Origin of the sequence: Pseudonocardia humida, assembly GCF_023898865.1 — a bacterium.
Classification (GTDB): domain Bacteria; phylum Actinomycetota; class Actinomycetes; order Mycobacteriales; family Pseudonocardiaceae; genus Pseudonocardia; species Pseudonocardia humida.
Genome location: NZ_JAGSOV010000040.1, coordinates 105,748 through 120,459 on the forward strand (window position 1 = coordinate 105,748; position 14,712 = coordinate 120,459).

At 74.3% G+C, this 14,712-nt stretch carries 13 protein-coding genes and 3 tRNA genes; 9 read left to right on the forward strand and 7 right to left on the reverse strand.

Features of this window, described 5'->3' with window-relative positions:
* Nucleotides 1-35 precede the first annotated feature (35 nt).
* The 5 genes from KDL28_RS19490 to KDL28_RS19510 form a co-directional block, all read right to left on the reverse strand.
* Nucleotides 36-1,202 (reverse strand): MFS transporter, encoded by a 1,167-nt coding sequence (locus tag KDL28_RS19490; protein WP_252440693.1) that lies wholly within the window; start codon nt 1,200-1,202, stop codon nt 36-38.
* Nucleotides 1,203-1,376: 174 nt separating this feature from the next.
* A complete protein-coding gene (locus tag KDL28_RS19495; RefSeq protein WP_252440695.1) occupies nt 1,377-2,192 on the reverse strand; it encodes an MBL fold metallo-hydrolase in 816 nt (271 codons plus the stop codon).
* Nucleotides 2,192-3,808: an acyl--CoA ligase family protein gene (locus tag KDL28_RS19500; RefSeq protein ID WP_252440697.1), complete on the reverse strand. Its 1,617-nt coding sequence runs from the start codon at nt 3,806-3,808 to the stop codon at nt 2,192-2,194. The genes KDL28_RS19495 and KDL28_RS19500 overlap by 1 nt, the downstream gene beginning before the upstream one ends.
* A gap of 1,776 nt (nt 3,809-5,584) precedes the next feature.
* Nucleotides 5,585-5,776 carry a ferredoxin gene (locus KDL28_RS19505; protein WP_252440699.1) on the reverse strand — a complete coding sequence of 64 codons (192 nt, stop codon included), beginning with the start codon at nt 5,774-5,776 and terminating at the stop codon, nt 5,585-5,587.
* Between the two features lie 462 nt (nt 5,777-6,238).
* Entirely contained in the window at nt 6,239-8,116 is a 1,878-nt protein-coding gene (locus KDL28_RS19510; protein WP_252440701.1) for a propionyl-CoA synthetase, read from the reverse strand.
* Nucleotides 8,117-8,478: 362 nt separating this feature from the next.
* Here KDL28_RS19510 and KDL28_RS19515 point away from each other — a divergent pair, with 362 nt between their 5' ends.
* Nucleotides 8,479-9,780 (forward strand): GDSL-type esterase/lipase family protein, encoded by a 1,302-nt coding sequence (locus KDL28_RS19515; protein WP_252440703.1) that lies wholly within the window; start codon nt 8,479-8,481, stop codon nt 9,778-9,780.
* Nucleotides 9,781-9,825: 45 nt separating this feature from the next.
* Nucleotides 9,826-10,086 (forward strand): hypothetical protein, encoded by a 261-nt coding sequence (locus KDL28_RS19520; RefSeq protein WP_252440705.1) that lies wholly within the window; start codon nt 9,826-9,828, stop codon nt 10,084-10,086.
* 13 nt (nt 10,087-10,099) lie between these two features.
* On the opposite strand, the gene KDL28_RS19525 is transcribed toward KDL28_RS19520, so the two are convergent.
* Together KDL28_RS19525 and KDL28_RS19530 are read right to left on the reverse strand one after the other, a co-directional pair.
* Nucleotides 10,100-10,549, reverse strand: a complete 450-nt coding sequence (locus KDL28_RS19525; protein WP_252440707.1) for a hypothetical protein — start codon at nt 10,547-10,549, stop codon at nt 10,100-10,102.
* Nucleotides 10,550-10,719: 170 nt separating this feature from the next.
* Entirely contained in the window at nt 10,720-10,980 is a 261-nt protein-coding gene (locus KDL28_RS19530; protein ID WP_252440709.1) for a heavy-metal-associated domain-containing protein, read from the reverse strand.
* A 430-nt stretch (nt 10,981-11,410) separates the two neighbouring features.
* Here KDL28_RS19530 and KDL28_RS19535 point away from each other — a divergent pair, with 430 nt between their 5' ends.
* From KDL28_RS19535 to KDL28_RS19565, 7 genes are all read left to right on the forward strand, one after another.
* A complete protein-coding gene (locus tag KDL28_RS19535; protein ID WP_252440711.1) occupies nt 11,411-11,647 on the forward strand; it encodes a hypothetical protein in 237 nt (78 codons plus the stop codon).
* 116 nt (nt 11,648-11,763) lie between these two features.
* A tRNA-Glu gene (locus KDL28_RS19540) sits at nt 11,764-11,836 on the forward strand.
* A 50-nt stretch (nt 11,837-11,886) separates the two neighbouring features.
* Nucleotides 11,887-11,960 (forward strand) — tRNA-Asp (locus KDL28_RS19545).
* 33 nt (nt 11,961-11,993) lie between these two features.
* A tRNA-Phe gene (locus KDL28_RS19550) sits at nt 11,994-12,067 on the forward strand.
* A 252-nt stretch (nt 12,068-12,319) separates the two neighbouring features.
* Nucleotides 12,320-13,654: a GGDEF domain-containing protein gene (locus KDL28_RS41575; protein ID WP_252440713.1), complete on the forward strand. Its 1,335-nt coding sequence runs from the start codon at nt 12,320-12,322 to the stop codon at nt 13,652-13,654.
* Between the two features lie 2 nt (nt 13,655-13,656).
* On the forward strand, nt 13,657-14,247 hold the full coding sequence (mftR, locus tag KDL28_RS19560) for a mycofactocin system transcriptional regulator MftR (protein WP_252440715.1): 591 nt from the start codon (nt 13,657-13,659) through the stop codon (nt 14,245-14,247).
* 247 nt (nt 14,248-14,494) lie between these two features.
* Nucleotides 14,495-14,698 carry a cold-shock protein gene (locus KDL28_RS19565; protein WP_142059975.1) on the forward strand — a complete coding sequence of 68 codons (204 nt, stop codon included), beginning with the start codon at nt 14,495-14,497 and terminating at the stop codon, nt 14,696-14,698.
* Nucleotides 14,699-14,712 lie beyond the last annotated feature (14 nt).

Here is a 14,712-nt window from a genome sequence, read left to right on the forward strand (position 1 = left end):
GGGCGTCGAACGGCCGGGTCAAGACCAGGATCGGATCAGCCGGTCAGGGCGGCCTCGCGGGCCACGCCGTGCGCCACCAGCATCCGCCGCCCGACGGCCATCAGCGCCGCGGCCACCAGCATCGTCCCGGCGCCGATCAACCAGGCGGTCGGGAACGACAGGTGGGTGGCCAGGAAGCCGAAGCCGATCGGCCCGATGAAGCCGCCGCCGTACACGCCGACCTGCACGATCGACGTCGCGGCCGCAGGGGCCGACGGGTTGAGCCGCACCACCGCGAACTGCAGCAGCCCCGGCCACGCCCAGCCCAGGCCGAACCCCAGCACGGTGCCCAGGACGAGGGCCGTGGTGCCGGGCACGGCCAGCAGGGCCAGGCCGCCCGCGCCGAGCACGAGGCTGCCCGCGACCACCGCGATGTGCCCGCCGGAGCGGCGGTCGGCCGCCCAGCCGTGCAGCAGCCGCAGGACGAGCCCGACGACGCTGCCCAGGGTCAGCGTGAGCCCGGCGAGCCCGGCGTCCACGCCGCGGTCGACCGCCGAGGCCACCAGGAAGATGCCCAGCGCGCTGGACGCCGCGGCGGCCAGCCCGGCGGCGACCCCGATCACCGACAGCGCGGCCTTGGCCAGCTCGCCGTCGCCGCGCGTCCGCTCGCGCCGGATGCTCTCCCGCGGGGTGAGCAGCAGCGCGGCGAGCGCGAGCCCGGCCCCGATCGCGTACGCCCACCGCCAGCCCACCGTCAGTGCGACCGCCGGGACCGCGGCCCCGGACAGCAGGGTCGCCAGCGGGATCGCGGCCTGCTTGACCCCGAACGACAGCCCCAGCCGGGAGGCGGGGACGTAGCGGGCCAGCGTCAGGTTGGAGGCGAGCTGGCCGAGCACGTTGCACCAGGCCCCGCACAGCAGGATCACCACGAGCGCGGCGTAGGACCGGGCCAGCACGGCCATCGCGGTCATCACCAGCGCGGCCCCGATCACCGCCGCCCGGCTGGTCGGCACCGAGCCGAACCGCTCGACGAGCCACCCGCTCGGCAGCGAGGCGAGCGCGCTGACCGCGAAGAACAGCGCGACGACGACCCCCAGCCCCGCGGGGTCGAAGCCCAGCTCGGCGGAGATCTGGACGGTCAGCCCACCGGTCAGGAAGACCGGCAGCGTGCAGACCGTGGTGGTGGTGACGGCCCCGGCCGCCGCGCGCACGGCACCCGACATGTGAGCAACGCTAACCGGCTACCCGCCGGTCGCCCCCCGATGTGACCCACCCCCCTCCTCCCCACCCGCCCCCCGAACGTCAGGAAAGCCACCATCAGGACACCTGGCGTCCGGATGGTGGCTTTCCTGACGGCGGGGCGGGGCGGGGCGGGCGGGCGGGTCAGGGCGGGCGGGTCAGGGCGCCGCGAGCTGGAGGTAGGCGCGCTCGACGGCCTGGAGCGCGAACGTCCCGAAGTAGGGCAGCTCGCGCGCGGTCTCGGCGGCGGGACGGCCCTCGGCGTGCCCGGCCCTGGCCACGTCGGCCAGGCGGGCCAGCTCGGCGCGCTGCCCGGCGACGAACCCCCGGTCGACGACGGCGCCGTGCCCGGGCACCACCGGGCCCTCGACCAGCTCCAGCAGGGCGTCCATCGTGGCCGGCCAGTCCAGCGGGTAACCGTCGCCGAACTGCGGCGGCGCGCCCTCCTCGACGAGGTCGCCCGCGACCAGGAGGTCGGCGTCGGGCACGACGACGACCAGGTCGCTGTCGGTGTGCCCGCGGCCCAGGTGGCGCAGCCGCACCGACCGCCCGCCGACGTCGAGCGTCGCCGCCCCGTCGACGGCGGCGCCCGGCGCGACCAGCTCGGCGACCTCGATCCGCCGGGCCTCCTCCTCGCGGCCGGCCGCGCGGTGGTGCTCGGCGATCCGGGTGCGCATCGCGACGCCCTCCGGCCCGGCGAGCACGTCGACGCAGCGCCGGTGCCCCCAGATCGGGGCCGGGCGGAAGGCGGCGTTGCCGAAGGCGTGGTCGTAGTGGAAGTGGGTGTTGACCACCGTCCACGGGTGCGGCGTGACGGTGCGCACGGCGGCGGCCAGCTCGGCGCCCTCCACCTCGTCCGAGCGGGTGTCGACGACCAGGCAGGCCCCGTCGCCGACGACCAGCGTCACGTTCAGGTCGAGGCTGCGGTGGCGACGGACGAAGACCCGGTCGGCGACCTCCGTCCAGGAGTCCATCAGCCCTGGATGCGGCTGGTCTGCCCGGCCCACTCCCGCTCGCGCAGCTCGAACTTCTGCACCTTGCCGGTGGACGTCTTGGGCAGCGCCTCGACCAGCTCCACCTCGCGCGGCGCCTTGTACCGGGCGATCTTCGTCTTGACGTGCTCGACCAGCTCCTCGCCGGTGGCGCTCTGCCCCGGCGCCAGCACCACGAACGCCTTGGGCCGCTCGCCCCACTGCTCGTCCGGCACGCCGATCACCGCCGCCTCCAGCACCGCCGGGTGCGACACGATGGCCTGCTCGACCTCGATGGTGGAGATGTTCTCCCCACCGGAGACGACGACGTCCTTGGCCCGGTCGCGCAGCTCGACGTAGCCGTCGGGGTGCAGGACGCCGAGGTCGCCGGAGTGGAACCAGCCGCCCTCGAACGCCTTCTCGGTGGCCGCGGGGTCGTCGTAGTAGCCGAGCATGACGTTGTTGCCGCGCATGACGACCTCGCCCATCGTCGTCGCGTCGGCGGGCACGTCGTTCATCGCGGCGTCGACGACGCGCAGCTCGTCGGCGCAGACCATGCCCACGCCCTGGCGGGCCTGCAACCGGGCCCGCTCGTCGCCCTCCACGTCGGCCCACTCCCGTTGGAACTGGTTGACCGAGTACGGGCCGTAGGTCTCGGTGAGCCCGTAGACGTGCACGATCCGGAAACCCATGCGCTCGGCGTGCGCGATGGTCGTCGGCGACGGGGGCGCGCCCGCGGTGGTGATCGTGATGGGCCGGTCGAGCTCGACGGCCTCCGGGGCGCGCAGGATCGTGGTGACGACGGTGGGCGCCCCGTTGAGGTGCGTGACGCCGTGCTGCGCGATCAGCTCCCAGATGACGTCACCGCGCACCTCGCGCAGGCAGACGTGGGTGCCGCCGATCGCGGTGACGGCCCACGGCGTGCACCAGCCGTTGCAGTGGAACATCGGCAGCGTCCACAGGTAGACGCTGTCGAACGTGTGCCCCGAGTGCACCACCTCACCGAACGAGTTCAGGTAGGCGCCGCGGTGGGAGTACATGACGCCCTTGGGGCGCCCCGTCGTCCCCGACGTGTAGTTGATCGAAATGCAGGACGTCTCGTCGGCCACGCTCCAGGGCAGCGGCTCGTCGTTGCCGCGGGCGAGCAGGTCGTCGTAGGTGACGCCGCTGCCGGTGCCGTCGCCCGGGCTGACCGGGTCGATCACCGTGATGATCTCCTCGACGGTCTTCAACGCCCCCGCCACCGGCGCCACCGTCGGGTGCAGCGCGGCGTCGACGACGAGCAGCTTCGCCCCCGAGTGGTCGAGGATGTAGCGCACCTCGTCGGTGGACAACCGGGTGTTGACGGCCACCAGCACCGCCCCCGCCAGCGGCACCGCGAAGTGCGCGACCAGCATCTCGGGCACGTTCGGCAGCAGGTAGGCGACCCGGTCGCCCCGCGAGACCCCCGAGCCGCGCAACGCGTGCGCCACCCGGTTGACCTCCGCGGCGAACCCGGCGTAGGTGTGCCGCCGCTCGCCGTACGCGATGGCCGTCCGCTCGGGGAAGACCTTGGCGGAGCGGTCGAGGAACGCCAGCGGGGTCAGCGGGGTGTTCCAGACGCTCTGGTCGGCGGTCATCGGCTCTCCTCGACGTGCGGCAGGTCCCCGCTGATCCTCAGCCCTCCCCGCCCGCTGGGCAACCACCCCACCCCAACCGCACCGGCTCACCGAGCCCGGCCGCCGGCGAACGGCGCCCTCGACCAGCAGGTTGGGCGAACGCGCCACCCGCCCGCCCGACCTCACCCCGGTTGGGCGTACGGCGCGCTGGGCCGACCAGGCTGGGCACCGCCCCACTCGTTCGCCCGGCCCCTCCGGCCCGGGTTGAGCCAACGGCGCTCCCGCCCAAGGAGACTGGCCCGCCGCGCCACTCGCTCGCCGGTTGGGACGAGAGTCGCGCTCACCCCGCCGGACGCAACGAAAGTCGCGTTCGCTCCGCAGGGCGCAACGGAAGCCGCGTTCGCTCCACCGGGTGCAACGAGAGTCGCGCTCGCCCTACGGGGCTGGGCGGACGCGCCACTCGCTCGCGGTGGGACGAGAGTCGCGTTCGCTCCTCGGGGCGGAACGAGAGTCGCGCTCGCGCCGCCGGGCGGAACGAGAGTCGCGCTCGCTCCTCGGGGCGGAACGAGAGTCGCGCTCGCTCCCCAGGACGCAACGAAGTCGCGCTCGCCCAACGAGGCTGGGCGGACGCGCCACTTGCTCGCGGTGGGCCGAGAGTCGCGTTCGCTCGACCGGGCGCAACGAGAGTCGCGCTCGCGCCCCGGCGAGGCGGCGCGCAGCACCGCGAGCGGGGCGAGGCACGGGGCGCGTAGCGCCCACCTCACCCCCGGAAGTGCTCCCCTGCCGTCGCCTCGGCGCGCACGGCGCAGCGCCTCCGGCGCCGGCCCGCACCCCGCCACGTGTTCGGAGCCGCGGACGGCGCAGCGGAGCGGAGCCGGGAAGCGGCGGGGTCCGGCGCCTGCGGTAGCGGGTGGTGGTGGGGTGTGGGTCGGTGTCGGAGGTGTTTCGATGGGTGGGTCGAGGTGGCGGCAGGGGAGCACTTTCCCACCCCCTGCTGGAGCTGAGGTCGTCCGCCGCGGAGGCGCCGCCGGAGGCGCAGTAGGCCGCAGCGTTGGCGGGCGGCGCGCCCGGCCCGAGGCTCAGCTCATGGACAGGTGAAGAGCGCGCCTGCGCGGCGGGCGACCTCGGATCGAGCAGGGGTCCGGCCCCTGCCCTCACGCCGACCCGCCCAGGGTTGCACGCCCGGGAAAACCCCCGCACGGCTGGCATCCACGCGCTGCGGTCGGCAGCGGAGGGTGCGGGGGCCTTCCGGGCGCGCACGCTGAGCGTGCCGACGTGACGGCAGGGGCCTCGGGAGAGGAGCGGGGCGCTGACGCGCCCCGGGGCTCCTCGCCTCCGGCGCTGCGCGCCGCATCGGGCGGGACGAGCACTGCTTTCGTCGCGTCCGGTAGAACGAGCGCGACTCCCGTCGCGTCCGGTAGAACGAGCGCGACTCCCGTCGCGCCCGGTAGAACGAGCGCGACTCTCGTTGCGCCCCAGACGAGAGCGGCTCTCGTCCCACATAGCCGGGCGAATCTGGCTCTCGTCCCACATAGCCGAGCGAGAGTGGCTCTCGTCCCACATAGTGGGGCGAATGCGGCTCTCGTTCCAGGTAGCCGAGCGAGAGTGGCTCTCGTGCCACGTGGCGGGGCGAGAGTGGCTCTCGTGCCACGTGGCGGGGCGAGAGTGGCTCTCGTGCCATCCACCCGAGCGAGAGGGGCGCTCGACCCACGTGCTTGGCCGAGCGCGCCGTTCGCTCAAGCAGGGCGAGGGAAGCGTCCCGGGACCGCCGCCCGGCGGTCGAGCAGGAGCGCTCGGTCAGCCCTCGAGCCGGATCGCGGCGCGCGGGCAGGCCTTGACGGCCTCCTCGAGCTTGGGGCGCAGCTCTTCCGACGGGTTCTCGTCGAGGATGTAGAGGTAGTCGTCGTCCCGTACCTCGAACACCTCGGGGGCGATGCCCATGCAGATGGCGTTGGACTCACACAGATCGAAGTCGACCACGACCTTCATGACCCCATGGTGCACCCGCCCGGCTCGGGCGGGAAGCCGGGGTACCGGGTACGGGTACCCTCACCAGGGCTTTGGGTGACCTAACCCGGGTGTCAGCGGCCGGCGGTGGTGGCCGGGCCGTGCTGGGGCACGCGGACGGTGGCGGCCGCGGACGGGCCCGGGTCGGGTGGGAAGGCGGTAGTCGCGGTCAGCATGCCGGCGGCGACCCCGGCGCTGATCAGGGCGCAGACGAGGGCGGTTCGGCGGGATACGCACAGGCGCACTTCGGCGTCCTCTCGGGGCGGGGTGGCCCGGGCGGGGGCGGGGGCCGCGGCAGCGGCCGTCCCCCGGACCATCACGCCGGCCCCGCCCGGCGTTAACAGCCCGGTGACGTGATCCCGCCAGATTGCGCTGATCGGCGGTACAGGGACCACTGAAAGGTGGCGGAGCGCGGGTAACAGAGGTGACCCGCACCGCCAGGGTTCAGGTGCGGCGCAGGACCGGGCGCAGGGCGTCCAGCACGCCGGCGTCGTCGATGGTGGAGGGGACCGGCTCGTCGGCGCCGTCGGCGATGCCGCGCATCGTCTTGCGCAGGATCTTCCCGGAGCGGGTCTTGGGCAGGGCGGGCACGACGGCGACGTCCTTCAGCGAGGCCACCGCCCCGACCTGGTTGCGCACCAGCGCCACCAGCTCCGCGCGCAGCTGCTCCTCGTCGACCTGGACGCCCGCCTTGAGCACGACGAACCCGCGCGGCACCTGGCCCTTCATCGCGTCCGCCACGCCGATCACGGCGCATTCGGCGACGGCGGGGTGCGTGGCGAGCACCTCCTCCATGCCGCCGGTGGACAGCCGGTGCCCGGCCACGTTGATGACGTCGTCGGTGCGGCCCATGACGTAGACGTAGCCGTCGGCGTCGATGCGCCCGCCGTCGCCGGTGAGGTAGTAGCCGTCGAACGTCGACATGTACGAGCGGACGAACCGCTCGTCGTCGTTCCACAGGGTCGGCAGCGAGCCCGGCGGCATCGGCAGCTTCACCACGATGGCGCCGTCGGTGCCGGGCTCGACGGGGTTGCCGGAGCCGTCGAGCACCCGCACGTCCCAGCCGGGCAGCGGGCGGGTGGGGGAGCCCGGTTTGATCTCCAGCAGCTCGATGCCCGCGGGGTTGGCCACGATCGGCCAGCCGGTCTCGGTCTGCCACCAGTGGTCGATGACCGGGATGCCGAGCAGCTCCGACGCCCACCGGTAGGTCTCCGGGTCGAGCCGCTCGCCGGCCAGGAACAGGTACCGCAGTCCGGACAGGTCGTACTCGGCGAGCAGCTTGCCCTCCGGGTCCTCCTTCTTGATCGCCCGGAACGCGGTGGGCGCGGTGAACATGCTCTTGACGCCGTTCTCGGCGACCACCCGCCAGAACTGCCCGGCGTCCGGGGTGCCCACCGGCTTGCCCTCGTAGAGCACGGTCGTGGCGCCGGCCAGCAGCGGCGCGTAGACGATGTAGGAGTGCCCGACGACCCACCCGACGTCGGACGCGGTGAAGATCGTCTCCCCGGCCCCGACGTCGTAGACGTTGGGCATCGACCAGGCCAGTGCGACGGCGTAGCCGCCGCCGTCGCGCACCACGCCCTTGGGCTTCCCGGTCGTGCCCGACGTGTAGAGGACGTAGAGCGGGTCGGTGGCCTTGACCGGCACGCAGGCGGCGGGCTCGGCGCCGGCCATCGCCCCGGCCCAGTCGACGTCGTCGGGTCCCATCTGCGCGGTGGCCTGCGGGCGGGCCAGGATCACCCGCTTGGCGGGCCGGTGCGCGGCCAGCTCGATGGCGCGGTCGAGCAGCGGCTTGTACTCGATGACCCGCTTGCCCTCGATGCCGCAGGACGCCGAGACGATCACGGTGGGCCGGGCGTCGTCGATCCGGACGGCGAGCTCCTTGGCCGCGAACCCGCCGAACACGACGGAGTGCACCGCGCCGATGCGGGCGCAGGCCAGCATGGCGACGGCGGCCTCCGGGACCATCGGCATGTAGATCACGACGCGGTCGCCGCGGCCGACGCCGAGGCCGACCAGCACGCCGGCGAACCGGGCCACCTCATCGCGCATCCGCGCGTAGCTGTAGGTCCGCTTGGTGCCGGTGACGGGGGAGTCGTAGACCAGCGCGGCCTGCTCGCCGCGGCCGGCGTCGACGTGGCGGTCGAGGGCGTTGTGGCAGACGTTGAGCTCGCCGTCGGGGAACCAGCGGTAGAACGGCGGCCGGGCGCCGTCCAGGGCGCGGGTGGGCTCGACGTGCCAGTCGAGGGAGCGGGCCGCGGCCAGCCAGAACCCCTCCGGGTCGTCCGTGCTGGACCGGAAGACGTCCTCGTAGGCGCCCACGCCTGGCCTCCTCGCCGTCGCGCCGGACCCCGCGGCCCGGGTGCTCGACCCGACCCTAGGACGCGCGCCCTCCGCCGGGCAGGTCCGTAGAGCGCCGATCGGCCTCCGACGGCCCCGCGCCCTCCCCGATTGGCGGGTGTAGTAGCCCGTTCCACCGGCTACTGCATGCCCGCTCTGCTGTACGGCGTAACGATATGTGACGATAGGCCTACATGTAGTGCATGTCGCTTGGTGTGGACGGTGCGGGAACCGCGTCGGCGTTCGGGTTCAAGCGGCTGGGATCGCGCGGGCGCGACATCGCGCGGGGGGTGAGCGGGCTGATGGGGCGCAGGCATGGCCGTCCGGTCGGGTGGCGTCCGGTCGTGGACCGCTTCCAGCTGGGCCTGGCGGTGGCGGCCTCCTGCCTCGCCGGGCTGGTGCTGGCCGTACCGGGCTCCTACGGGGTCGGGCCGGTCGCCCAGGCGGGCGCCGCGCCCGGGGTCATCGCCTGCGCCCCGGCGTGGATCACCGGCTGGCAGGCCGCGCCGCAGGCCGCCGCCACCGAGGACGGCCTGGCCGGGACCACGCTGCGGATGATCGTGCTCCCGCAGGTCAGCGGCTCGCAGCTGCGCCTGCGGCTGTCCAACGCCTACGGCGCGACCCCGCTGGAGGTCGGGGCGGTCTCGGTGGCCCGCGCCGGCGAGGGCGCCGCCCTGGCCGAGGGCACCCAGCGCACGGTCACGTTCACCGACGAGCCGCGGGTCGTCATCCCGGCGGGCGAGGAGGTCGTCAGCGACCCCGTGCCGCTGCACGCCGAGTCCGGCATCGCGCTGGCCGTCAGCGTCTTCCTGGTCACCGTCCCGGAGCGGATCACCCGGCATGCCGTGGCGCTGCGGACGTCGTTCCGGTCCGGCCCGGGGGACGCGACCCTCTCCGACGCGTCGGCGTTCCCGGACAGCGTGAACTCCTGGTCGGTGCTGACCGGCCTCGACGTGTTCACCGCCCGCCCGGTCAACGCGCTGGTCGCCGTGGGCGACTCGATCACCGACGGCGTGGGCAGCGGCGTCGACGTCGACGAGCGCTGGACCGACGCGCTCACCCGCAGGCTCACCGACCCCGCGGCGCTGCCCGGGGCCCGGATGGTGGTGCTCAACGCCGGGATCTCCCGCAACCGCCTGCTCGCCGACGACGCGGAGCGCGACGGCGACTCCCCGCTGACCCGCTTCGAGCGCGACGTGCTCGACCCCTCCGGCGCCACCGACGTGGTGCTGCACATCGGTACCAACGACATCGCCGTCGGGCACAACGCGACCGAGGTGGTCGACGGCCTGCGCCAGTACGTGGCCCGCACCCGGGCCGAGGGCAGGCGGATCTACCTGACCACGATCACGCCGTCGACCGCCGGCGCGCACGGCACCCGGGGCGCGATCGGCACGCGCAACGCCGTCAACGCCTGGATGCGGGCCCAGGGCCCGCTGATGTCGGACGGGGTCTTCGACTTCGCCGCGGCCGTGGCCGACCCGGCCGACCGCGACCGGCTGGCCCCCGCGTACGACTCCGGCGACGGGCTGCACCTGTCGGCGGCGGGCTACCAGGCGCTGGCCGACGCGGTGGACATCACCCGGCTCAGCGGGAGCCCCTGCCTCGGCGAGACCCCGGCCGCCCGGGCGGCGCCGGGGCGGTGAGCGCCGCCCGCGGCGATCTCGGCTGTGACCTGGCACACTCGAGGCATGGCCCGTGGCAGGCGCAGACCGGAGCGGCGGCCGGGACGGCAGAGCCGCGACCCGGTGCCCGCGCACGTCGTCGACCCGTTCGACGTCCTCGACGTCCTCCCGCTCGCAGACCCGGACGACCCGGACGACGGCCTGGGGGGTTCGGCGGGCGTGCGGGAGCCGCGCAGACCGCTGCCCCTCGGGCCGATGTCGGGCGCGGGGGCGCTGCCGGAGCCGACCCCGTTCCTGGTCGCCACTCTGCCCGATCCGCGCCGCTGAGCGGCGGCGGCAGCTAGTCCTCGCGGCGCGAGCGCCTGCCCAGCTTGCGCAGCGGGCTGCGGCGGCGCTTCTCGGCCTCCTCGACGACGGCGAACGGCCCGGTCGGGGTGTCCTCGCGGTCGAGCCGGTCGATCACCCAGTCGACGGCGAGCGCGCCCGGCGACACCCCGCGCTCCTGGGCGATCCGGCGCAGCTGCTCGATGCGCAGCGCGGGCAGCCGCAGCTGGAAGACCTGGGCGTGGCCGAAGCCCCCGGTCAGCGAGGGGTCGTCGGTGGTCGGGGCGAGCGCGGCCAGGTAGGAGTCGAGCTCGACGTCCGCCGGCGCGGCGACGGCGTCGTCCCGGGGGTCGGCGCGCCGGCCCGGTGCCGTGCGCGGCGCGGGCACCGAGCGGTGCCGGGGGCCCGGCTGCGGCGGCGGGCCCTGCTGGGGCAGGGGCCCGGGCGGCGGGAGCGGGTACGACATGGGTGGAGGGTACGGGCGCGGCGGACGGGGGCCCCCCCGCCCGCCCCCGGGGGGGCACGGGGGGGCCGGGGGGGGGGGGGGGGGGGGGGGGCCCGGGGCGCGGCGCCCGCCCCCCCCCGCCCGCCCCGCGGGTCGTCCGGTGGTCGCCGGGAGTAGGGGTGGTGGCGCGGTCAGTGCGAGACGAGCTCGTACCCGGCCTCGTCGACGGCGGCGGCGATCTCGGCCTCGGCGACGACGCGGTCGGCCAGGACGGTGACCGCACCGGACTCGAGGTTGGCGTGCACCGCGCAGACCCCGGCGATGCCGTTGATCCCCTCGGTGACCGAGCGGACGCAGTGCGGGCAGTCCATGCCCGCGACGGTGACGGTGGTGTGGAAGCTGCCCGCGGCGGCGACGGGGCGGAGCGTCGCGAGGGGGGTGTGGATGGACATGGGGCAAGTCATCCTCTCGGCGTGGAGCCCGGGGGCGCGAACTCCTCAGCGCAGATGGTAGGGCGCGGGAACGGTCGAACGCAGACCAGCCGACGCAGGACGGTACCGGTCCCGCCGGGGCGAATCCACCGGTGCGTGGTCGGGCGATCGCTCGCTGTGATCATCGGGACCTGATCGTCCCGGCAGCCTCACCCGGGCAGCGGGGTGCGACGCCGACAACGGATAGGTAACGTCTCGGTCACGGCCACGGGGGTGGCTGTGGGGGACGCCGGTGTGTCCACCGTCACCACAAGGGGTGAATCCACCGGTCTCTCGGGGGCGGGGTGGCCCACGAGCCGTCGCTCCGCAGCTTTCGGCGGCCGTGGCCGGTCGCGGCCGAAGACCGCGGGCGGCCTCCGGGCACGGGGACGACCGCACGGGGAGGCGTCGAATGAGCAGTGGGATCAGCAACGCACGGCAGGACGTGGGGGACGACCGGCCGGTGGCGGGGGCCATCCCGACCCAGCGCACCGCGGCCGACGCCTACCGCGTCTCGGAGGAGCAGTTGCACAGCGCGCGGATGGTGGTCGCCCGCAACTGCTCGGACTCCGACGACCTCCGCCAGTTGCTCGACATGCTCGGGCTGATCTCCGCCAACCCCGACCTGCCGCCCCCGGTACGGCGCTGACCAGCGGCGGAGCTGGTAAGTGCCCCCCGGGTTCGGGGGGCACGACGGGTCTGGCATATAGTTGCCTCGCTCCCAACGGAAAGCCGTTGCGGGCGGGGGTCACCCCGGTGGCTCAAGCCCCCATCGTCTAGCGGCCTAGGACTCCGCCCTTTCAAGGCGGCAGCGCGGGTTCGAATCCCGTTGGGGGCACGGTACAGTCCGCTGTACCGTCCGTTCTCAGCAACACATGTTCCAAGCAAGGCCCAGTGGCGCAGTTGGTTAGCGCGTCGCCCTGTCACGGCGAAGGTCGCGGGTTCGAGTCCCGTCTGGGTCGCTCCACGATTCGTCCGGTGCTCTGCACCGGCACGGCCAGGTAGCTCAGTTGGTACGAGCGACCGCCTGAAAAGCGGTAGGTCGGCGGTTCGACCCCGCCCCTGGCCACACCTCTGCTCCGGCCCTCGCGTGATGTCGTCGGGCCGCCCTTCCCCCGCTGCTCTCGTACGCGCGGGTACGGTCATGGTCACGTGCCCTCGGGTTCCGCCCGTTCGGGCCGTCGGGACGCCCGCCCCCCGACGGGAACCGCCTCCTCGGCGACAGCTCCGGATGGGCGGTGTGACCAGCTCCCCGAGTGGTTAGCATCGGATTCGGGCGGGGGAGCCGATCGGGCCGCGGGCGGGCCGGAGGAGTACGGGGGTGCGTGTGCCGAGGCCGAACCCGCTGGCCGTCAGCACGTGGGCGGTGTGGTCGCTGCCCGGGCGCGTCCTGGGCACCGTCGTCGCCGTCGTGCTGCTCACCGCGGCCGTGCTCGTGCTGCAGGTGCTCTCCCTGCCGGCCGCGCTGCCCCCGAACTGGGGCTGGACGCTCGTGGTGCTCGCCGTGGCCGCCGTCATCGGCACCGAGGCCTCGCTGGGCACCGAGCGCCGCCGCCGCCGCACCGACTCCAGCCCGCACATCGACCTCAGCTCCGTGTGGACGTTCGCCGCGGCGGCCCTGCTGCCGGGGGCGCTCGCGGCGGTCGTCGTCGTGATCGTCTACGGCCACCTCTACGCCAGGGCGTGGCGCCCGGACGCGATCCCGCCGCACCGGGTGGTGTTCAGCGCGGCCGCGATCGTGCTGTCGGTGCAGGCGGCCGCGGTGGTCGTCGCCGCGGTCGACCCGGCCGAGCGGTTCCGCAGCCTGGTCGGGCTGCTCGTCGTCGCCCTCGCGCTGCTGGCCTACGCCGCGGTCAACATGCTGCTGGTGGTCGGGGTCATGGTGCCCACCGGCACCGCACCGGACATGGCCACGTTCCGCCGCCTACTCGGGCCGCTCGACGAGGCCGTCCTGGAGTTCGCGACGCTGTCGATGGGTGCGCTGGCCGCCGGGGCCATGGCCGCGTTCGGGCCGGCCTACGCGGCGTTCGTGCTGCCCACGCTCTTCGTCCTGCACCGCACGGTGCTGGTCCGCCAGCTCGAGGAGGCCGTCGACACCGACGGCAAGACCGGCCTGCTGAACTCGGCCGGGTGGCACGTGCGCGCCACCCGCGCGCTGCGCCGCAGCGAGCTGGCCGACGCCCAGGCCACCGTGCTGGTGCTCGACATCGACCACTTCAAGCAGGTCAACGACGACCACGGGCACCTCGTGGGCGACCAGGTGCTCGCCGCCGTGGCCGCCGCGGTGAAGGCCGAGGTCCGCGAGGAGGACCTGGTCGGCCGGTTCGGCGGGGAGGAGTTCGTGGTGCTGCTGGCCGGTCTGGACGGCGACCACGACCCGGCCGCCGCGCGCACCGTCGCCGAGCGCATCCGCCAGCGCATCGCGGACCTGCGCGTGGTCGTCGAGATCGGCGAGCCGCCGCGCCAGGTCGAGGTCGGCGAGCTGACCGTGTCCATCGGCGGCGCCACCTTCCCGTCCGACGGCAGCGAGCTCGTCCAGCTGGTCGAGGGCGCCGACACGGCCATGTACGCGGCCAAGCGGGCGGGGCGCAACAAGGTGCGCATCGGGGTCGAGCCGGTGGCCGGCGCGGGGGCCGGCCCCCTCCCGCTGGCCTGACCGTGCGCCGCCCGGTCACTTCGCGCGCGGAGATCGAGCACATCGCGCTCGACCTGTTCAGCGCCCGCGGCTTCGACACCACCACCGTCGACGACATCGCGGCGGCGGCGGGCATCGGACGGCGCACGGTCTTCCGCTACTACGCCTCCAAGAACGACATCCCGTGGGGCGCGTTCGACGAGCAGCTCGACCGGATGCGCGAGACGTTCGCCGCGCTGCCCGACGAGCTGTCGGTGCTGGCCGGGGTGCGGGCCGCGGTGCTGTCGTTCAACGACGTCCACCCCGACGAGCTGCCGTGGCACCGCAGGCGGCTGCGGCTCATCCTGGGCACGCCCGCGCTGCAGGCGCACTCCACGCTGCGCTACGCGGCCTGGCGGCGGGTGGTCGCCGAGCACGCCGGGCGCCGCCTCGGGCTGCCGGTCGACGGGCTCGTCCCGCAGGCCATCGGGCACGCCAGCCTCGGCGTCGCGCTGGCCGCCTACGAGCGCTGGCTGGACGGCGGCGGCGACCTGCACGCCCTGCTCGACGAGGTGTTCCGGGCCCTGGAAGCCGGTCTGGACCGGACGGCGGACATCGGTCCGGCCGGAAGGTGATCTTCGTTGGGCCGGGCGTCGCATCCCGGTCCCCAGGCGTTACCGGGTGCTGCTCGGCGCGCTCCGACCGTGATAGGTTTCGGCCTGGTTGCAGTCGTTCCTCCTCGATCGTTGTGAAGCGTCCGTGGAAGTTGACGGTGGGCTTCACAGGCGTGGGTAGAGGCACTCTGCGTTCGTCGGTGTTTCCCGTGCAGCCACCCGGTCGGCACAGTGCCGGCAGGATCCGCTTCACGTATGGAGATCAGGTATGCCGCAGGGCACCGTCAAGTGGTTCAACGCCGAGAAGGGCTTCGGCTTCATCGCGACCGACGACAACGGTCCGGATGTGTTCGTCCACTACTCGGCCATCCAGTCGGACGGCTTCCGCACGCTCGAGGAGAACCAGCGGGTCTCCTTCGAGGCGAGCCAGGGCGCCAAGGGCCCGCAGGCCGACACGGTCCGCCCCATCTGAGCCCAGCTCCGTCA